At 68.6% G+C, this 19,133-nt stretch carries 14 protein-coding genes; 10 read left to right on the top strand and 4 right to left on the bottom strand.

Features of this window, described 5'->3' with window-relative positions:
- Position 1 precedes the first annotated feature (1 nt).
- From mgtE to GBO37_RS20980, 4 genes are all read left to right on the top strand, one after another.
- Complete coding sequence (gene mgtE, locus GBO37_RS20995; RefSeq protein ID WP_127898294.1) at positions 2-1,360, top strand: magnesium transporter; 1,359 nt, start codon at positions 2-4, stop codon at positions 1,358-1,360.
- A complete protein-coding gene (locus tag GBO37_RS20990) occupies positions 1,357-1,899 on the top strand; it encodes a 5-formyltetrahydrofolate cyclo-ligase (RefSeq protein ID WP_252930683.1) in 543 nt (180 codons plus the stop codon). Before mgtE ends, GBO37_RS20990 begins: the two co-directional genes overlap by 4 nt.
- Before the next feature lie 420 nt (positions 1,900-2,319).
- On the top strand, positions 2,320-5,892 hold the full coding sequence (locus tag GBO37_RS20985) for a vitamin B12-dependent ribonucleotide reductase (RefSeq protein WP_252930682.1): 3,573 nt from the start codon (positions 2,320-2,322) through the stop codon (positions 5,890-5,892).
- Between the two features lie 247 nt (positions 5,893-6,139).
- Entirely contained in the window at positions 6,140-7,573 is a 1,434-nt protein-coding gene (locus GBO37_RS20980) for a mannose-1-phosphate guanylyltransferase/mannose-6-phosphate isomerase (protein ID WP_252930681.1), read from the top strand.
- Here GBO37_RS20980 and GBO37_RS20975 read toward each other — a convergent pair whose 3' ends face one another.
- Complete coding sequence (locus GBO37_RS20975; RefSeq protein WP_252930680.1) at positions 7,574-8,326, bottom strand: DsbA family protein; 753 nt, start codon at positions 8,324-8,326, stop codon at positions 7,574-7,576.
- Between the two features lie 157 nt (positions 8,327-8,483).
- Between GBO37_RS20975 and GBO37_RS20970 the strand changes: the two genes are divergently transcribed.
- From GBO37_RS20970 to GBO37_RS20945, 6 genes are all read left to right on the top strand, one after another.
- Positions 8,484-9,620 (top strand): pyridoxal phosphate-dependent aminotransferase, encoded by a 1,137-nt coding sequence (locus tag GBO37_RS20970; RefSeq protein ID WP_252930679.1) that lies wholly within the window; start codon positions 8,484-8,486, stop codon positions 9,618-9,620.
- Entirely contained in the window at positions 9,617-10,825 is a 1,209-nt protein-coding gene (locus GBO37_RS20965; protein ID WP_252930678.1) for an N-acetylmuramoyl-L-alanine amidase, read from the top strand. The genes GBO37_RS20970 and GBO37_RS20965 overlap by 4 nt, the downstream gene beginning before the upstream one ends.
- 75 nt (positions 10,826-10,900) lie before the next feature.
- Positions 10,901-13,444: a PBP1A family penicillin-binding protein gene (locus GBO37_RS20960; RefSeq protein WP_252930677.1), complete on the top strand. Its 2,544-nt coding sequence runs from the start codon at positions 10,901-10,903 to the stop codon at positions 13,442-13,444.
- 217 nt (positions 13,445-13,661) lie between these two features.
- A complete protein-coding gene (gene prfB, locus GBO37_RS20955; protein WP_045999394.1) occupies positions 13,662-14,786 on the top strand; it encodes a peptide chain release factor 2 in 1,125 nt (374 codons plus the stop codon).
- Positions 14,783-15,769, top strand: coding sequence for an aldo/keto reductase (locus GBO37_RS20950; protein WP_252930676.1), 987 nt, complete (start codon positions 14,783-14,785; stop codon positions 15,767-15,769). Before prfB ends, GBO37_RS20950 begins: the two co-directional genes overlap by 4 nt.
- An 87-nt stretch (positions 15,770-15,856) precedes the next feature.
- The gene (locus tag GBO37_RS20945; RefSeq protein ID WP_045999393.1) at positions 15,857-16,921 is read left to right on the top strand and encodes a patatin-like phospholipase family protein; all 1,065 of its coding nucleotides are present in this window, start codon (positions 15,857-15,859) and stop codon (positions 16,919-16,921) included.
- On the opposite strand, the gene GBO37_RS20940 is transcribed toward GBO37_RS20945, so the two are convergent.
- The 3 genes from GBO37_RS20940 to GBO37_RS20930 are packed head-to-tail and all read right to left on the bottom strand — an operon-like array spanning position 16,918 to position 19,050.
- The gene (locus GBO37_RS20940; protein ID WP_252930675.1) at positions 16,918-17,835 is read right to left on the bottom strand and encodes a pseudouridine-5'-phosphate glycosidase; all 918 of its coding nucleotides are present in this window, start codon (positions 17,833-17,835) and stop codon (positions 16,918-16,920) included. The genes GBO37_RS20945 and GBO37_RS20940 overlap by 4 nt on opposite strands.
- Positions 17,832-18,710 carry a PfkB family carbohydrate kinase gene (locus tag GBO37_RS20935; protein ID WP_252930674.1) on the bottom strand — a complete coding sequence of 293 codons (879 nt, stop codon included), beginning with the start codon at positions 18,708-18,710 and terminating at the stop codon, positions 17,832-17,834. The genes GBO37_RS20940 and GBO37_RS20935 overlap by 4 nt, the downstream gene beginning before the upstream one ends.
- Positions 18,694-19,050 carry a helix-turn-helix transcriptional regulator gene (locus GBO37_RS20930; protein ID WP_045999391.1) on the bottom strand — a complete coding sequence of 119 codons (357 nt, stop codon included), beginning with the start codon at positions 19,048-19,050 and terminating at the stop codon, positions 18,694-18,696. The genes GBO37_RS20935 and GBO37_RS20930 overlap by 17 nt, the downstream gene beginning before the upstream one ends.
- Between the last annotated feature and the right edge of the window lie 83 nt (positions 19,051-19,133).

The following is a 19,133-nucleotide window of genomic DNA, read 5'->3' as shown; positions in this document are numbered from 1 at the left end:
CATGGCCGACGAAAACCGCGCGACCGAAACCGACGATCTGCTGAACCGCGTCGACGCGGCCGTCGAGGCCGGCGACCGCGCCGCACTGGACGCGGCCCTGGAGCCGATGCACCCGGCCGACATCGCCGACCTGATCGAGCGGCTGACCCCCGGCGACCGCCGCGCCTTCCTGACGCTTTATGCCGACGGCATCGACGGCGATGTCCTGTCCGAGATCGACGAATCCATCCGCGAGGAGGTGCTGGAGCAGCTGCCCCGCGCGGTCCTGGACGATGCCGTCCGCGAGATGGACAGCGACGACGTCGTCGACCTGGTCGAGGACTTGGACGACGCCGAGAGGGCGTTGATCCTGGCCGCGCTGGATGCGGGCGACCGCGCGGCGGTCCAGCAGTCGCTGGCCTATCCAGAATATTCCGCCGGCCGCCTGATGCAGTCCGAGGTCGTTACCGCGCCCGAGCATTGGACCGTGGCCCGTGCCATCCAGTTCCTGCGCGCCGAGGAATGGCTGCCCGAACAGTTCTATCACATCGTCCTGGTCGATCCGCGCCGCCATCCGGTGGGCTATGTCACGTTGGGTCGCCTGCTGGCATCGCGCAGCGACGCCACGCTGCGCGAGCTGGCCGAGGACAGCTTTCGCACCATCAGCGCCTTTGCCGAGGAGGCCGAGGTCGCCTATGTCTTCAACCAGTATCACCTGATCTCTGCCCCCGTCGTGGACCGCGATGACCGCCTGGTGGGCGTCATCACCATCGACGACGCGATGCAGGTCCTGGACGAGGAGCATGAGGAGGACATCCTGCGCCTGGCCGGGGTGGGCGACGAATCCAGCATCTCGGACAGCGTGATGCAGACGGTGCGCCAGCGCGTGCCGTGGCTGGCCACCAACATCGTCACCGCCCTGGCCGCCGCCAGCGTCATCGCCTTCTTCGAGGACGCCATCGCCCAGCTGGTGGCCCTTGCCGTGCTGATGCCGATCGTGGCGTCGATGGGGGGCAACGCGGGGACGCAGACGCTGACCGTTGCGGTGCGCGGCCTTGCGACGCGCGACCTCAGCCGAGCCAACGCCCTGCGCGTCGTCCGGCGCGAGGTCATCGTGGGGCTGACCAACGGGGTGTTCTTCGGGGTCATCATGGCTGCGATCACCTGGGTCTGGTTCCGCGATCCGGGTCTGGCGGCGGTGATCGGGTCGGCGATGATCATCAATCTGCTGGTCGCCGCGCTGGCGGGCATCCTGATCCCGCTTGGCCTGAACAAGCTGGGCGCGGACCCCGCGCTGGCGTCGGGAACCTTCGTGACCATGATGACCGACGTGATCGGTTTCCTGGCCTTCCTGGGGCTGGCCACGGCGGTGCTGCTGTGACCGCGGACAAGGCCCGGCTGCGCGCGCAGGCGCTGGTGGCCCGTGCGGCGGGCGGCGACGGGCAGGCCCTGTCGCGCAACCTGATCGCGACGCTGGCACCACACGCGGGCACGGTTCTGGCCGGATACTGGCCCATGCGCGACGAGGCCGATCCCCGCGCCGCGATGGCCGCGCATGACGGGCCGCTGGTGCTGCCGGTGGTGACCGGCAAGGCGCGCCCGCTGGTCTATCGCCGCTGGCGCGACGAGGCCCTGGTGCCCGGACCCTTCGGCACGGCGCACCCGGCCGATTCGGCCGAGGTGCTGACGCCCCGCGTGCTGATCGTTCCGCTGGCGGGGTTCGACCGGCAGGGAAACCGCCTTGGCTATGGCGGCGGGTTCTATGACAGGACGTTGGAAATGCTGCGCAAATCGGGCCCGGTGACGGCGATCGGTCTGGCCTATGCCTGCCAGCAGCTGGATCTGATCCCGGCCGAGCCGACGGACCAGCCGCTGGACCTGATCGTGACCGATGATGGTGTCCTGACGCCCATGCGCTGATTTCCGCCGGGCGTGGCAGATCTGCATCGGCTGTGCGCAACCGGGGGATGAATTGCGGATAAGCCTGTGGACAAGTCGTGGAATGCGGTCGGCAAGGGACTGTTCGGACGTGGTTTTTGACGCCGTATGCCACGTGCACCGCCTGTTCCTGCACGTCTCTGTGCGCGAATCCCGCACGCAGCCATGGGGCTGTCTGTCAACGGCTTTCGCGGGGCCGATCGCTAAAAAATTCGGTTGAAACAGCGTCGAAGCGGCGGCAGTTTGTGGGCAATCGCCAGTGTGGCACAAGATGTGGTGGTCCTATCGGGGGCGACCACAGGAACGTCGCAGCAGTCCTGATCTGACGGCCGTCCCCTGGGGCGGACGCGCCCTGCACGGGCGGATCGCGGCTGCGCGCAGGGGACCGGAAGGACAAGCAGGATGAAGATCGAGCGGCGCTTTACCACGGAAACCGGCGGGGCCTATGGCGGCATCGCGTTCACCACCACCCTCAGCGAGATCCGCAATCCGGACGGCACGGTGGTCTTTCGCAACGACGCGGTCGAGGTCCCCGAGGGCTGGAGCCAGGTCGCAAGCGACGTCATCGCCCAGAAATATTTTCGTCGCGCCGGCGTTCCCGCGCGGCTGAAGCCCGTCCGCGAAAAGGGCGTGCCCGAATTCCTGTGGCGCCACGTTCCCGACCATGCCGCAATGGCCGATCTGCCCGAGGACGCCCGGTTCGGCGGAGAGACCAGCGCCGCGCAGGTCTTTGACCGCTTGGCGGGGGCCTGGACCTATTGGGGCTGGAAGGGCGGCTATTTCACGACCGAGGCCGATGCCCGCGCCTATCTGGACGAGATGCGCCACATGCTGGCCCGCCAGATGGGTGCGCCCAACAGCCCGCAATGGTTCAATACCGGCCTGCATTGGGCCTATGGCATCGACGGGCCGGGGCAGGGGCATTTCTATGTCGATCACAAGACGGCCACGCTGACCGCATCGACGAGCGCCTATGAGCATCCCCAGCCGCATGCCTGCTTCATCCAGTCGGTCAGCGACGATCTGGTGAACGAGGGCGGCATCATGGACCTGTGGGTCCGCGAGGCGCGCCTGTTCAAGTACGGGTCGGGCACCGGCACCAACTTCTCGTCGCTGCGCGGCGAGGGTGAGCGGCTGTCCGGCGGCGGCAAGTCGTCGGGCCTGATGGGGTTCCTGAAGATCGGCGACCGGGCCGCGGGTGCGATCAAGTCGGGCGGCACGACCCGCCGCGCGGCCAAGATGGTCATCTGCGACATGGACCATCCCGACATCGAGGCCTTCGTGAACTGGAAGGTGATCGAGGAGCAGAAGGTTGCGTCCCTGGTCGCCGGCTCCAAGCTGCACGAGCGTGAGCTGAACGGCATCTTCGCGGCGATCCGCACCGGCGGCGGAGAGGTCGATCCGGCCCGCAACGACGCACTGAAGGCCGCGATCCGCAGCGCCAAGCGCGCGATGATCCCCGAGACCTATGTGAACCGCGTGCTGCAATACGCGCGCCAGGGCTTCGACAGCATCGAGTTCCCGACCTATGACACGGACTGGGATTCCGAGGCCTATGTGTCGGTCTCGGGCCAGAACTCGAACAACTCGGTCCGGGTGACGGATGCCTTCCTGCGCGCGGTGCGCGAGGATGCGCCGTGGGAGCTGATCCGCCGCACCGACGGCACGGTCGCCAAGACCGTGTCTGCGCGCGACCTGTGGGACCAGATCGGCCACGCGGCCTGGGCCTGCGCCGATCCGGGCATCCAGTTCCACGACACGGTCAACGCCTGGCACACCTGCCCCGAGGACGGGCCGATCCGCGGATCGAACCCGTGCAGCGAATACATGTTCCTGGACGACACCGCCTGCAACCTGGCGTCCATGAACCTGCTGACCTTCTGGACCGACGGCCGGTTCGACGCCGACGCCTATGTCCATGCCAGCCGGTTGTGGACCGTCACGCTGGAGATCAGCGTGCTGATGGCGCAGTTCCCCTCGCGCGAGATCGCGCAGCGCAGCTATGATTTCCGCACGCTGGGGCTGGGCTATGCCAATATCGGCGGTCTGCTGATGAACATGGGCCTGGGCTATGACAGCGACCAGGGCCGCGCGATCTGCGGGGCGCTGTCGGCGATCATGACCGGCACGGCCTATGCGACCAGCGCGCGGATGGCGGCGGAACTGGGCGCGTTCCCGGGCCATGCCCGCAACGCGGACCACATGCTGCGCGTGATCCGCAACCACCGCGCCGCGGCGCATGGCACGGCGTGCGAGGGCGTGAACGTCGCCCCCGTGGCGCTGGACGCCGCGAACTGCCCGGATGTCGGCCTGGTCGAGCTGGCCCGCGCGGCCTGGGACGAGGCGCTGGCCCTGGGCCAGGCGCACGGCTTCCGCAACGCCCAGACCACCGTCATCGCGCCCACCGGCACGATCGGCCTAGTGATGGATTGCGACACGACCGGGATCGAGCCAGACTTTGCCCTGGTCAAGTTCAAGAAGCTGGCGGGCGGCGGCTATTTCAAGATCATCAACCAGTCGGTCCCGGCGGCGCTGGAAAAGCTGGGCTATGCGCCAGCGCAGATCGAGGAGATCGTGGGCCACGCGGTGGGCCACGCCACCTTGGGCAACTGCCCCGCCATCAACCATGCATCGCTGGCCGGTCACGGCTTTGGCGCGGCCGAGATCGCCAAGGTCGAGGCGGCTCTGCCGTCGGCCTTCGACATCCGCTTCGTCTTCAACCAGTGGACGCTGGGAGAGGATTTCTGCCGCGGCACCCTGGGCATCCCGGCGGACAAGCTGTCGGACCCCAGCTTCGACCTGCTGCGCCATCTGGGCTTCAGCCGGACGCAGATCGACGCGGCCAACGACCATGTCTGCGGGACGATGACGCTGGAAGGCGCGCCGCATCTGCGGGCCGAGCATCTGCCGGTGTTCGACTGCGCCAATCCCTGCGGCAAGACCGGCACGCGCTATCTGTCGGTGGAAAGCCACATCCACATGATGGCCGCGGCGCAAAGCTTCATTTCCGGGGCGATCAGCAAGACGATCAACATGCCCTCCAGCGCGACCATCGCGGACACGCTGGCGGCGTACGAGCTGTCGCACAGCCTGGGGATCAAGGCCAACGCCCTCTATCGCGACGGCTCCAAGCTGAGCCAGCCGCTGGCCAGCGCCCTGATCGAGGATGACGACGAGGCCGAGGAGATCCTGGCCCACGGGTCCACCCACGACAAGGCCCGCGTCCTGGCCGAGAAGATCGTCGAGCGCGTCATCGTCAAAGAGATCGTCAGGTCGAACCGCGAGAAGCTGCCGCAGCGCCGCAAGGGGTACACCCAGAAGGCCATCGTCGGCGGTCATAAGGTTTATCTGCGCACCGGCGAATATGACGACGGCAAGCTGGGCGAGATCTTCATCGACATGCACAAGGAAGGCGCAGGCTTCCGGGCGATGATGAACAACTTTGCCATCGCCGTGTCGGTGGGCCTGCAATACGGCGTGCCGCTGGAGGAGTTCGTGGACGCGTTCACCTTCACCCGGTTCGAGCCGGCGGGCATGGTGCAGGGCAATGACAGCATCAAGAACGCGACCTCGATCCTGGACTATGTGTTCCGCGAGCTGGCCGTCAGTTATCTGGACCGCACCGACCTGGCCCATGTCGCCCCCGAGGGCGCGCGTTTCGACGAGATGGGCGGCGGCGAGGACGAGGGGCGCCCCAGCCAGCCGTCCGAACTGAAGTCGCTGACGATGCTGAAGCAGATCAGCAGCGCGGGCTATCTGCGCAAGCGGATGCCGCAGGACCTGATGGCGCTGCAGGCCGGCGTATCGGTGACGGCCGTCACGACGGGGATGGCCACGGGGCTGGACCTGCGCGCCAAGGCCCGGATGCAGGGATACGAAGGCGATCCCTGCGGCGAATGCGGCAACTACACGCTGGTGCGCAACGGCACCTGCATGAAATGCAACACCTGCGGCGGCACCAGCGGCTGCAGCTGAGCATGGGTGGGGAATAAGGCGGCCCCCCGCGTCGTTTCCCCACCGACAGGCCTGGCCCGTCGCAGCAGCAAGCGCGCACAGACGCGCGACGACTGACCCCCGTGCGCGGCCCCGTGCACGGGGGTCTTTTTCACGGCGATTTCAGGGCGTGACTTGACGCTGACGGCGCTTGGCCCTTGACTGCGGGAACGACCGGCTGCAACCGGCAGGAATGATGACAGGGCGGGGTTCGCCCAAGGGGTTTGCGATGACGATGATTACACCGGTGCTGATGGCGGGCGGTTCGGGCACGCGGCTGTGGCCCGTGTCGCGCAAGAGCTTTCCCAAGCAGTTCGCCGCCCTGACCGGGGACGAGACGCTGTTCCAGGCCTCGGCCCGGCGGCTGTCGGGCGCGGGATTCGCGGCGCCCGTGGTGATGACCAATTCCGACTTCCGCTTCATCGTGGCCGAACAACTGGAACAGGCGGGCATCGCGCCGGGCCGCATCGTGATCGAACCCGTTGGCCGCAACACGGCGCCGGCGATCCTGGCGGCGGCGCTGATGGTCGCCGCAGACGATCCCGACGGACTGGTGCTGGTGGCGCCGTCCGACCACGTGATCCCCGACGCCCAGGCCTTTGCCGCGACCGTGGCCCAGGGTGCAGAGGCCGCGGCCCAGGGGCGCATCGTGACCTTCGGTATCACCCCCGACCGCCCGGAGACGGGTTACGGCTATCTGGAACTGGCCGGTGCCGGAGAGGGGCCGCAGCCCCTGGCGCGGTTTGTCGAGAAGCCTGACGCCGATCGGGCGGGCCAGATGCTGGCGGCGGGCAACTATCTGTGGAACGCGGGTATCTTCCTGTTCAGCGCCCGCACCATGATCGAGGCGTTCCGTGCCCACGCCCCCGCCTATCTGGAGCCGGTCCAGCAGGCGCTGGACCAGGCGCATCTGGACCTGGGTTTCTTGCGGCTGGCCAAGGCGCCCTGGGCCGGGGTCGAGGATCAGTCGATCGACTATGCCGTGATGGAAAAGGCCGACAACCTGACCGTGGTGCGGTTTTCGGGCCGCTGGTCGGACCTGGGCGGCTGGGACGCGGTCTGGCGCGAGGCGCTGGACCATGCGCCGTCGGATCACGGCGTGGTCACCGACGGCAATTCCACCGCGATCGACTGTCAGGACGTGCTGCTGCGGTCGGACAGCGACGATCTCAAGGTCGTGGGCATCGGGCTGCGCGACGTGATGGTGGTGGCGACCTCGGACGCGGTGCTGGTCGCCGACCGGGGCCGGGCGCAGGACGTGCGGCTGGCCGTGTCCGCGTTGAAGGCCAAGCGCGCCAAGCAGGCCGAGGCGTTCCCCCGCGACCATCGCCCTTGGGGCTGGTTCGAGACGCTGGCCCTGGCAGACCGCTTTCAGGTCAAGCGCATCGTGGTGAAACCCGGTGCGGCCCTGTCGCTGCAAAGCCATGTCCACAGGTCGGAACACTGGATCGTGGTGTCGGGCACCGCGCGGGTCACCGTCGACGACAGCGTGACCCTGGTGACCGAGAACCAGTCGATCTATGTGCCCCTTGGCGCCGTCCACCGGATGGAGAACCCCGGCAAGGTGCCGATGGTCCTGATCGAGGTGCAGACCGGCAGCTATCTGGGCGAGGACGACATCATCCGCTACGAAGATGTCTATTCGCGCAGCAGCGCCGACTGATCACATGCTTTCGCGGATCTGGGCGATGGTCTGGGCCACGCCCGCCCGCGGAACGCCGCGCAGCATCTGGTCGCCGATCACGAAGGTCGGCGTCCCCTGGATCGCCATCGTCTGGCCCAACTCGTGGTTCTTCTGCAGGACCGTGTTCACCGCATCCGTGTCCATATGCGCCATGATCGCGTCGGCATCGACGCCGATCTCTTCGGCTATGCCGCGCAGCGATTCATCCGTCGCGGGCGCGCGCAGGGTCATCAGCGCGTCATTGGCCTTTTCATAGGCCTCGTCCCCGGCGATCTGGTGGACCGAGATGGCAAAGCGGCTGGACAGCACACTTTCCTCTCCAAGAATCGGAAATTCCTTCAGGATTAAGCGGATGTTGCCATCTTCCTCGACCGCGTCATGGACCTCGGCGTTGAATTGGCGGCAGACGCCGCAGCGATAGTCGATGAACTCGACCATGGTCAGGTCGCCGTCCGGGTTGCCGCCCACCCAGCTGTGCCCATCGTCGAACAGCGCGTCGCTGTTGGCCTCGACCAGCTGCAGGTCGGTCTGCGCCGCATCCTGGGCCTGGCGGTTCTCCAGGACGTTGATCGATTCGATCAGCACCTGCGGGTTCTCTATCAGATAGTCGCGCACCGCCTCGCCGAAGGCGGCCTTTTCATCGTCGGTCATGGCCGAGATGTCGAAGGCCATCGCGGGCGCGGACAGGGCCAGGCTGGTCCCCAGGAAAAAGGCGGCGGTCAGGCGTGTCATGGGGCATCCCTTGGTCTGATGTGGGCGACAGCTTGGACCGCCGCGTCCGCGATGGCAAGAACGCCCCCGACACGGCTGCGTGACGGCACGCCGCCGCCTAAAGGCTGGAGCGTGCCGCCGTCCCGCGCTATCACAAGGCAAAAATGAGGCCGAGCGAATGCGACACTCCCTGCGCGGACAGGTTGACCCGTTCATCGTGATGGACGTGATGGAGGTGGCCGCCCGGGCCGAGGCGGCAGGTCGCCATGTCATCCACATGGAGGTCGGCCAGCCCGGCACCCCCGCACCCCTGGGCGCGCGACAGGCGCTGGCGCAGGCGCTGGAACAGCCTTTGGGATATACCGTGGCCCTGGGCCTGCCCGCGCTGCGACAGGGGATCGCGGACCTCTATCGCCGCTGGTACGGGGTCGATCTGGACCCCGCGCGGGTCGTCGTGACGCCCGGCAGCAGCGGGGCCTTCATCCTGGCATTCTCGGCGCTGTTCGATGCGGGCGACAGCGTGGCGATGGGCTATCCGGGCTATCCCAGCTATCGTCAGATCCTGCGCGCGATGTCGCTGACCCCGGTCGGCATCCCGACCCGGCCCGAGGACCGCTATCAGCCCCGGCCCCAGGATCTGCCCGACGACGTGCAGGGGCTGATCCTGGCCTCTCCGGGCAATCCGTCGGGGACGGTGCTGACCGTGCCGGAGCTGGCGGGCCTGACCCAGGCCGCTGCCGCGCGGGGCATGGCGGTGATATCGGACGAGATCTATCACGGGCTGTCCTATGCCGACCGCTGCCATTCCGCGCTTGAGGTGACGGATGAGGTTCTGGTCGTAAACTCTTTCAGCAAATACTTTTCCATGACAGGGTGGCGGGTCGGATGGATGGTCGTGCCGCCCGATATGGTGCGCACGGTCGAGCGTCTGGCCCAGAACCTGTTCATCTGTCCGCCCCATGCCAGCCAGGTGGCGGCCCTGGCCGCGCTGGACTGCATCCCCGAGGCCGAGGCCAACCGCGCCGTCTATGCCGAGAACCGCCGCCTGATGCTGGAGGGGCTGCCGCGCGCGGGCTTTGACCGCATCGCCCCGCCCGAGGGCGCGTTCTACATCTATGCCGACGTGTCGCACCTGACCGACGATTCCGTGGCCTTCGCGGCCGAGATCCTGGACAAGGCGGGCGTCGCGGTCACGCCGGGGCTGGATTTCGACCCCGACCGCGGCGCGCGCACGCTGCGCTTTTCCTATGCCCGCGCAACGGCGGACATCGCCGAGGGCCTGGCCCGCCTGACGGCCTTCATGGCGGCCAGATGAGGCTTCTGCTGCTGATCCTGCTGCTGCTGGCGGGGCCGGTCCAGGCCCAGGATCCGGCACGGCTGATCCTGGGCGGGTCGTCCCTGACGCAGGCGCCGCAGGGCTGGTGGCACCGCGCCTTTGGCCCTCAGCCGCTGGAGCTGTCGCTGGCGCTGGACCGCCCGGTGCCGTGGCGGACATTCCTGGTCGGCGATCCCGCGCGCCTGGTCGTCGATCTGAAGGGCGTTGACCTGAGCGGCCGCAGCCCTGCCGACCTGTTCGGACAGGACCTGGCGCCTGCGATCCGGTGGGGCAGCTTTCGGCGCGGCTGGTCGCGGATGGTGATCGAACTGCCGGGGCCGTTCCGCGTGGCCGAGGCCGGGATGCGCACCCAGGGGGCCGAGGCGCGGCTGCGCATCGCCCTGAACCCCGTAGCGCCCGAGGATTTCGCGCCGCGCCCGTCGGCCGCGGCGGCGCTGCGCAACCTGCCCGATCCGGCGGACCTGCCACCGCCCGCCACCGCGACGGGGCTGGCGGTGACGCTGGACCCCGGTCACGGCGGCTTTGACCCCGGCGCGCAGGCGGGCCCCGATACCGAGGCCGCGCTGGTCCTGACATTCGCGCAGGAGCTGCGCACCGCCCTGGAGGCGCGAGGCGTGACGGTCACGATGACCCGCGACAGCGACGTCTATGTCAAGCTGGAGGACCGGATGACCGCGGCGCGGCAGTCGGGGTCCCACCTGCTGCTGTCGCTGCATGCCGATGCGCTGCCGCAGGGGCAGGCGGCGGGGGCCACGGTCTATGTCTGGAACAGTTCGTCCGACACGCGGGCGGGCCAGCAGCTGACGATGCGCCATCAGCGCGACGACCTGCTGGCGGGGATGGACCTGCGCGGCCAGGACGACGCGCTGGCCACGGTGCTGATGGATTTCGCGCGCACCGACACCCAGCCCCGGTCCGAGGCCTTCGCGCGGCTGCTGACCTCGCGCATGGCGCTGCGGGGGATCGGGCTGCACGGGCGGCCGGTGCAGGGGGCGGCGTTTTCGGTGCTGAAATCGCCCGACATCGCGTCGGTCCTGCTGGAGCTGGGGTTCATCTCGGACCAGACGGACCTTGCGAACCTGACCGACCCCGAATGGCGCGCCCGCATGGTCGAGGCCGTGGCCGAGGCCACGACCGGGTGGTGGCGCGACGAACAGGCGCGCGCGGGACTGCTTCGTCACTGACACACCCAGTGTTGCTTTGACCGGGGGACCCGTGGCCGCTATAGACGCGGCGAAACCCCGACAAAGGCTGACCCCGTGCTGCGACCCATCCTGTCTTTCTTCGGTGCGATCTTTTCCTGGGTGGTCACCGGGGTGTTCTTTGCGGCCCTGACCGTCGGCGGCATCTTCTGGATCTATTCGCGCGACCTGCCCAGCCACGAGACGCTGGCCCAGTATTCGCCCAAGACCATCAGCCGCATCTATTCCGCCGAAGGCCAGCTGATCGACGAGTTCGCCGAGGAGCGCCGCATCTTCGTGCCCATCGACGAGGTGCCCGACCTGATCAAGCAAGCCTTCGTCAGCGCCGAGGACAAGAACTTCTACAGCCATCCGGGCTATGACCTGCGCGGCATTCTGTCCGCCGCCTTCGAGGCCGCGGTCTCGGGCGGGTCCAGCGTGCGCGGCGCGTCCACGATCACCCAGCAGGTGATGAAGAACTTCCTTCTGTCCAGCGACCGCAGCGTGGAACGCAAGGTCAAGGAGCTGATCCTGGCCGCGCGGCTGGAACGCAGCCTGTCCAAGGACCAGATCCTGGAACTGTACCTGAACGAGATCTTCCTGGGTCAGAACAGCTTCGGTGTGGCCGCCGCGGCGCAGACCTATTTCAACAAGTCGCTGTCCGAACTGGCCCCGCACGAGGCCGCGATGCTGGCCGCCATGCCGCAGGCGCCCGGCCGCTATCACCCCGTGACCGCCAAGGAGCGCGTGACCGAACGGCGCAACTATGTCCTGCGCGAGATGTGGCAGAACGGCTTCATCGATGAGGCCACCTATGAGGCCGAGGCCAAGCTGCCGCTGCGGTCGGTGCAGAACGGGGACTATCCGTCGTTCCGCCGTGCGCTGCCGCCGCGCGACTATTTCACCGACGAGATCCGCCGCCAGCTGAGCCTGGAGTTCGGCCAGGAGGAATTCTTTGGCGGGGGGCTGACCATCCGCGCGACCGTCGATCCCGACCTGCAGTCGGAGGCTGCAAGCGCGCTGCAGACCGCGCTGGAGGATTACGACCGCAACCGCGGCGTCTGGCGCGGCACCGGAGAGGTGATCGAGGCCGGACTGCTGACCGACGAGGCCAGCTGGCGCGGTGCGCTGTGGGACCTGCGCCTGCCGCGCGACATTCCGGGCTGGCACCCGGCCGTGGTGCTGGAGGTCGGGGCATCCGACGCCCGCATCGGCATCGAGGGGATCGAGGAGGACGCCGACGGTCACTGGATCCCCGCATCCGACGTGCAATGGGCCCGGCCCCTGGACCGCGAGACGCGCACGCTGGGACCGCGCGCGCAGGTGGCGGGCGATCTGGTGCGGGTGGGCGACGTGGTCCTGGTCCGCGCCATGATGGACGGTGCCGATTTCAACCGCTGGAGCCTGCGCCAGGTGCCCGAGGTGCAGGGCGGGTTCATGGCAATGGACGTCAATACCGGCCGCGTCCTGGCGATGCAGGGCGGGTTCTCGTACGAGAGCAGCGTCTTCAACCGCGCCACGCAGGCACAGCGCCAGCCGGGGTCGTCCTTCAAGCCCTTCGTCTATGCCGCGGCGCTGGACAACAACTATACCCCCGCGACCATCGTCGTGGACGAGCCGATCCGCATCAATACGCCCCAGGGGCTGTGGGAACCGCAGAACTCGTCAGGGCGCCATTACGGGCCGACGCCGCTGCGGACGGGAATCGAGCAGTCGCGCAACCTGATGACCATCCGTATCGCCGACGACATCGGCATGGATCGGGTCGCCAAGTATGCCGAGGATTTCGGCGTCTATGACACGCTGGCGCCGTTCCTGGCCAACGCCCTGGGCGCGCAGGAGACGACGCTGTTCAAGATGGTCGCCGCCTATGCGATGTTCGCCAATGGCGGCGAGCGGGTCGAGCCCACGCTGGTCGACCGTGTCCAGGACCGCCGCGGGCGCACCGTCTATCGCCACGACCAGCGCGTCTGCGAGACCTGCGCGATGCAGGCCATGCCCGCCGGGCAGGCGCCGGTGATCGACACCAACCGCGAACGCGTGATGGACGCGGTCACGGCCTATCAGCTGACCTCGATGCTGGAGGGCGCGGTCGAGCGCGGTTCGGGGTCGGGCGTCGATCTGCCCGTGCCGATCGCGGGCAAGACCGGCACGACCAACGATGCCAAGGACGTATGGTTCATCGGCTATTCCAGCAACATCGTGGCGGGCTGCTATCTGGGCTATGACCAGCCGCGTTCGTTGGGCGAACGGGCCTATGGGGGGACGCTGTGCGTTCCGGTCTTCAACGCCTTCATGCGCGAGGCCGTGGCCGAGTATGGCGGGACGGAGTTCACCGTCCCGCCGGGCGGCTATTGGGTCAAGATCGACCGCATCACCGGCCAGCGCTTGCCGGACGATGCCAGCGGCCCGAACGTCATCGCCGAGTATTTCCGTGACGGCACCGATCCCGACTGGCTGACACCCTACGTCGTGTCGGGCTTTGGCGACGAGGTGGTGATCCTGCCCTGGGAAGCCGGGGCCAGCGGTAGGGGGCAGGCGATCACGACCTCGACCGGCGAGAGGCGGGTCATTCCGGGGCGGACCGATTTCGGCACCATGTCGTCGGGCGGGCTGTACTGAGGCCGCGCGCCCGTTTGCGTCCCGCGACGGGCGGGGGGCCTGCTGCCCCCCGCACCCCCCGCCCATCGCGGTGACGATGGGGGGTCTGGGGGGCGTCCGGGGCGGAACCGGTGCGCACATGGCGCATGGGGCGTGGCGTGGGGCCGTGCCGGTCTTGCCCAAGGGCGGCCTTCGCGGTATCACCCCGGACCTGACGCCTGACCGAAGGAATCCGCCCATGCGCGCCGAGACGCAGTCCACCATCGAGGCCATCCGCCGTTCCCTGACCCTGCTGGGCCAGCGCCTGGACTGGACCACCGCGCCGCACCGCCTGGAAGAGATGAACGCCATGATCGAGGATGGCGACCTGTGGTCGGACCCGGCCCGCGCGCAGAAGCTGATGCGCGAGCGGCAGTCGCTGTCGGACGCCATTGAGACCTATCGCCGGATCGAGGGCGACCTGTCGGCCAATGCCGAGATGATCGAGCTGGCCGAGGAGGAGGGCGACGCCGAACTGGTGTCCGAGGCCGAGGGCAACCTGAAGGCGCTGGCCAAGATGGCCGCCCAGAAGGAGCTGGAGGCGCTTCTGAACGGCGAGGCTGACGGCAACGACACCTTCCTGGAGATCAACGCGGGCGCGGGCGGCACGGAAAGCTGCGACTGGGCGTCGATGCTGGCGCGCATGTACGTGCGTTGGGCCGAGAAGAAGGGATACGAGGTCGAGCTGCTGTCCGAAACGCAGGGCGAGGAGACCGGCATCCGCAGCGCCGCCTATAAGGTCAGCGGGCACAACGCCTATGGCTGGCTGAAATCGGAATCGGGCGTGCACCGGCTGGTGCGCATCAGCCCTTATGACAGCGCGGCGCGGCGGCACACCTCGTTCAGCAGCGTCTGGGTCTATCCGGTGGTCGACGACAATATCGAGATCGACATTCCCGACCGCGACATCCGCATCGATACCTATCGGTCGTCGGGCGCCGGCGGTCAGCACGTGAACACCACGGATTCCGCCGTGCGGATCACCCACCTGCCCACCAACATCGTCGTCACGTCGTCGGAAAAATCCCAGCACCAGAACCGCGCCAACGCCATGGCCGCGCTGAAGGCGCGCCTGTACCAGATGGAGCTGGACCGCCGCAACGCGGAGGTGAACGCCCAGCATGCCGCCAAGGGCGATGCGGGCTGGGGAAACCAGATCCGCAGCTATGTCCTGCACCCCTATCAGATGGTCAAGGATCTGCGCACCAGCGAGGAGACCAGCGACACCCAGGGCGTGCTGGACGGCGACCTGGACCGCTTCATGGCCGCGACCTTGGCCCTGGACGTGGCCGGGAAAAGTCGCGCCGAGGCCAACGCCGAGTGATCCCGCGGCGCCAGCTGGGGCAGGGCGGTCCCCAGGTCGGGGCCGTGGCCTTGGGGACGATGAACTTTCAGGGCACCTATGGCGCGGCGGATGCGGCGGAGAGCCAGCGGGTGATCGACGCCTGCATCGACATGGGGATCGACCATATCGACACCTCCGACGTCTATGGCGCGGGCGGGGCCGAGGAGATGCTGGCCCCGGTCCTGGCGCGCCACCGGGGCCGCGTGACCATCGCCAGCAAGGCGGGCATCACCCGCAATCCGGACTATCCCTTCGACAATTCGCCCGCCTATCTGCGCGCCGCGCTGGAGCGGTCGCTGCGCCGCATTGGGGTCGAGCGGATCGACCTCTACTATCTGCACCGCCGCGAGGCCGCACGCCCGGTCGAGGAGGCGATGGAGACGCTGATGCGCCTGCGCGACGAGGGCAAGATCGGCGCCGTCGGCCTGTCCGAGGTGGCGCCGTCCACGCTGGAACGCGCCTGCGCCGTCGGTCCGGTGGCCGCCGTGCAGTCGGAATATTCGCTGTGGTCGCGCCAGGTTGAACTGGGCATGGTCGATGCCTGCGCGCGTCACGGGGCGGCACTGGTCGCGTTCTCTCCGGTCGGGCGGGGGGTCTTTGCCGATGTGCCGCCGGACCCGGCGGGCTTTGCGCCGGGCGATCTGCGCGCCGGCATGCCGCGATTTCAGGCCGACACCTGGGCGCGCAACCTGCCGCGGTTGCGGGCCTTTGCAGACTGGGCGCGCGATCAGGGCGAAAGCCCGGCGGCCGTGGCGATCGCATGGGTGCTGTCGCGCGCGCCGCATGTCATCGCGCTGCCCGGATCGCGCAGCCTGGAGCATTGGCGTCAGATCGCCCGCGGCGCGGGCCTGTCGCTGAGCGCCGATCAGCTGGCCCGGATCGACGCGATCCTGCCCGCCGGGTGGGCGCATGGCGCGCGCTATGGGACCGCGATGGCGCAGGGGCCTGAAGGCTGGGCGTGATGCCGCAGCGCGGCATCGGCGCGGAACTTGCCATGATATCGGACCTTTGTATGATGCTGCGACTGCATCATGAACAAGGGGCGGGCCATGGAGATCAAACGCATCAATCTGGCCCTGCAGGGCGGCGGCGCGCATGGGGCCTTTACCTGGGGCGTCCTCGACCGCCTGCTGGAGGAGGAGTGGCTGGAGTTCGCGGCGATCAGCGGCACTTCGGCCGGGGCGCTGAATGGGGCGGCGCTCAAGGCGGGGCTGGCGGCAGGCAAGGGCCTGGCCGGGCGGCGTGCCGCGCGCGAGAACCTGGATGCCCTGTGGATGCAGGTCGGATCGAAAAGCGACAACCGCGTGGTGCGCTGGACGCAGTCGGTGATGCCCATGTCCCGCGGCATGCAGCGCTGGACCGAGATGGTGTCCCCGGCCGCCTGGATGGACAACCTGACGCGGCTGTTCAGCCCCTATGATTACGGCCCGTTCTACGTCAACCCTCTGGAATCGCTGCTGCGCGACCTGCCTTGGGCGGATTTCACCTGTGATCGGGGGCCGGACCTGTATGTCGCCGCCACGAACGTCCGCACGGGCCGCATCAAGGTCTTCACCGGCGGCCAGGCGACGGTCGATGCGGTGATGGCCTCGGCCTGCCTCCCGACGCTGTTCCGCGCGGTCGAGATCCACGACAGCGACACCGGGCGGATCGAGGCCTATTGGGATGGCGGCTATGCGGGCAACCCGGCGCTGTTCCCGCTGTATCGCGCAAGCCTGCCGCGCGACATCCTGATCGTGGCGATCAACCCGCTGATGCGCGAGGTGCTGCCCCGCACGCCGGTGGAAATATCGGACCGCGTGAACGAGGTCAGCTTCAACAGCAGCCTGATGAACCAGCTGCGCGCGATCAATTTCGTCAAGCGCCTGTTCGCCCAGGGCAAGATGGACGGCGACGCGATGAAGAACGTGCTGATTCACCTGATCGACGACGACAAGCTGATGACCGACCTGTCGGCGCGCTCCAAGCTGATGCCGCGCCCGGGCCTTCTGGCGGCGATGAAGGCGGCAGGCCAGCAGGCCGCCGACACGTTCCTGTCAGACCATGCGGACAAGCTGAACAGGGCCGACAGCTTCGATCTGGCGGCCCTGTTCCCGGCGCAGCGCGTGGTCTAGGCCATCGCGGCGGCGATGCGCGCCGCCAGCCGCGCGTTGTTCAGCACCAGTTCGATGTTGCTTTCCAGCGAGCGACCCTGGGTCAGTTCGAAGATGCGCGACAACAGGAAGGGCGTCACGGCCTTGGCGGCGATGCCTTGGGCCGCGGCCTCGGACAGGGCCTGTTCGATCACGGGCATGATCTGGTCCTGCGGGATCTCGGCCTCGACCGGGATCGGGTTCGCGACCAGCTGGCCGCCCTTGAGGCCCAGGGCCGCGCGCATGGCGGCGGCGGCGGCAATCTCCTCGGGGCTGTCCATGCGCAGCGGCGCGCGGATGCCCGAGGCGCGCGACCAGAAGGCCGGCAGCTCGTCCTGGCCATAGGCGATGACCGGCACACCCAGGGTCTCCAGCACCTCCCAGGTCTTGGGCAGGTCCAGGATCGCCTTGGCGCCCGCCGCCACGACCGTCACCGTGGTCTGCGCCAGCTCCTGCAGGTCGGCCGAGATGTCGAAGCTGTCCTCGGCCCCGCGATGGACGCCGCCGATGCCGCCGGTGGCAAAGACCTTGATGCCCGCCAGCTGCGCGCAGATCATGGTGGCGGCGACAGTGGTGGCGCCGGTCCGGCCATTGGCGATGCAGACGGCCAGGTCGGCGCGGCTCAGCTTCATCGCGTCCGCCGGCGGGGTCTGGGCCAGGGCGCGCAGGGCCGCAGGCGTCAGGCCGATATGGATCTGGCCGCCCATGACGGCGATGGTCGCGGGGACGGCGCCGCCCTCGCGGATGGTGGCCTCGACCTTCTCGGCCATCTCCAGGTTCTGGGGCCAGGGCATGCCATGGGTGATGATCGTCGATTCCAGCGCCACCACGGGCAGGCCGCGATCCAGCGCGTCGCGAACCTCGGGGGCGAAGGTGAGGGGGGCAGTATGGGTCACGGGACATCCTTTCCGGAGACATGCGCGGCCGAGGCCCTGACGGCCTGCCGCAGCGCCGCGTCGCGCGGCATTTCCTTGAGTTCGGCGGCCAGATGGGCCGCAAGAAAGCAGTCGCCCGCACCGGTCACGCGTTCCACGGTGACGGTGGGGGGCTGATGGGTCAGCGTGGGGCCCCCGGCGATCGCCTCGGCCGCGGGGTTCGGGCCGTCGGTGACCAGCACGCGGGCGGCGCCGCGCGCCACGACCGCCTCGGCGGCCAGGGCCGCGTTGGCGCAGGCGCGCCCGGCCAGGATTTCGGCCTCAAGGCGGTTCAGATAGAAGCAGCCGCGCCGCGCGGCGATCAGCGGCTCTAGGCGTTCGGCCTTGCCGGGGCTGGCGGGCACCACGCGCAGGTCGGCGCGCATCAGGCGCGGATCGCGGGCGATGGCGGCCAGCAGCTCCTCGGTCAGGTTGCCGTCCAGGACCACGGGGCCGGTCCAGGCGGGCAGGGTGTCCAGCGGCGCCAGGATCGCGGCGCCGGCCAGTTCCAGGCTCAACGCGTCGGCCACGGCGGCGATCAGCCCCTCGCTGTCCTCGATCGCCATGTAGCAGTCGGTGGGCAGGCCCGCGTCGCGCGTCAGGTGGTCGGTCATCACGCCAAGACGCTGCGCCTCGGCGATCAGGCCCTCGCCCTCGGAATCGCGGCCCACGGCGGACAGGACCGACGGTGTCATGCCCCACCGCGCCAATGCGACAGCCACGTTCAGCGCCACGCCGCCCGGCAGGTGGCGGATGCGTCCCGGCACGTCGGCACCCGGCGCCATGCGGCGCGGCGCGCGGCCGATCACGTCCCACAGCATCGCGCCGATGCACAGCACGTCAGGCGTCTTGGTCATCGTCATCCCCCAGCTGGGCGTTCAGAAAACGTTCGAAATCATCCAGGTCCACCGGGTCGAACTGCCCGAACCCCTGCATCCAGACCGAGGCCTGGCGCATCCCGTCCGGGTCCAGCTTGCACCAGGTGATCCGGCCGCGCCTCTCCTGCCGGATCAGGCCGGCGGCCGCAAGCACCGCCAGATGCTTGGAGATCGCCGCAAGGCTGACCTGGAACGGATCGGCCACGTCGCTGACCGCCATGTCATCCTCCAGCAGCATCGACAACACCCGACGCCGCGTCGGGTCCGACAGGGCCGCAAAGATCAGGTCCAGCCGGTCCGGCGGGGTGGGCGGGGTCATGGCGGGGCTTTCTGCGGAGGGCGATGGTCAACCGGGCGGTTGAATGATGGCGCGGCGCGATCGGGATTGCAAGATTGCCGCCA

The sequence above is a fragment of the Paracoccus sp. 08 genome (assembly GCF_024105395.1).
Lineage (GTDB): Bacteria > Pseudomonadota > Alphaproteobacteria > Rhodobacterales > Rhodobacteraceae > Paracoccus > Paracoccus marcusii.
Note: the sequence above shows the minus strand (reverse complement) of the source record. Positions and strands in the feature narration are given on the sequence as shown.

Bases quoted from the DNA above. Each gene is read 5' to 3' on its own strand.
- mgtE (WP_127898294.1), top strand. From the start codon at position 2: ATGGCCGACGAAAACCGCGCGACCGAAACCGACGATCTGCTGAACCGC.
- GBO37_RS20985 (WP_252930682.1), top strand. From the start codon at position 2,320: ATGAAGATCGAGCGGCGCTTTACCACGGAAACCGGCGGGGCCTATGGC.
- GBO37_RS20945 (WP_045999393.1), top strand. From the start codon at position 15,857: ATGGAGATCAAACGCATCAATCTGGCCCTGCAGGGCGGCGGCGCGCAT.
- GBO37_RS20980 (WP_252930681.1), top strand. From the start codon at position 6,140: ATGACGATGATTACACCGGTGCTGATGGCGGGCGGTTCGGGCACGCGG.
- GBO37_RS20975 (WP_252930680.1), bottom strand. From the start codon at position 8,326: ATGACACGCCTGACCGCCGCCTTTTTCCTGGGGACCAGCCTGGCCCTG.
- GBO37_RS20935 (WP_252930674.1), bottom strand. From the start codon at position 18,710: ATGACCAAGACGCCTGACGTGCTGTGCATCGGCGCGATGCTGTGGGAC.
- GBO37_RS20930 (WP_045999391.1), bottom strand. From the start codon at position 19,050: ATGACCCCGCCCACCCCGCCGGACCGGCTGGACCTGATCTTTGCGGCC.
- GBO37_RS20965 (WP_252930678.1), top strand. From the start codon at position 9,617: ATGAGGCTTCTGCTGCTGATCCTGCTGCTGCTGGCGGGGCCGGTCCAG.
- GBO37_RS20970 (WP_252930679.1), top strand. From the start codon at position 8,484: ATGCGACACTCCCTGCGCGGACAGGTTGACCCGTTCATCGTGATGGAC.
- prfB (WP_045999394.1), top strand. From the start codon at position 13,662: ATGCGCGCCGAGACGCAGTCCACCATCGAGGCCATCCGCCGTTCCCTG.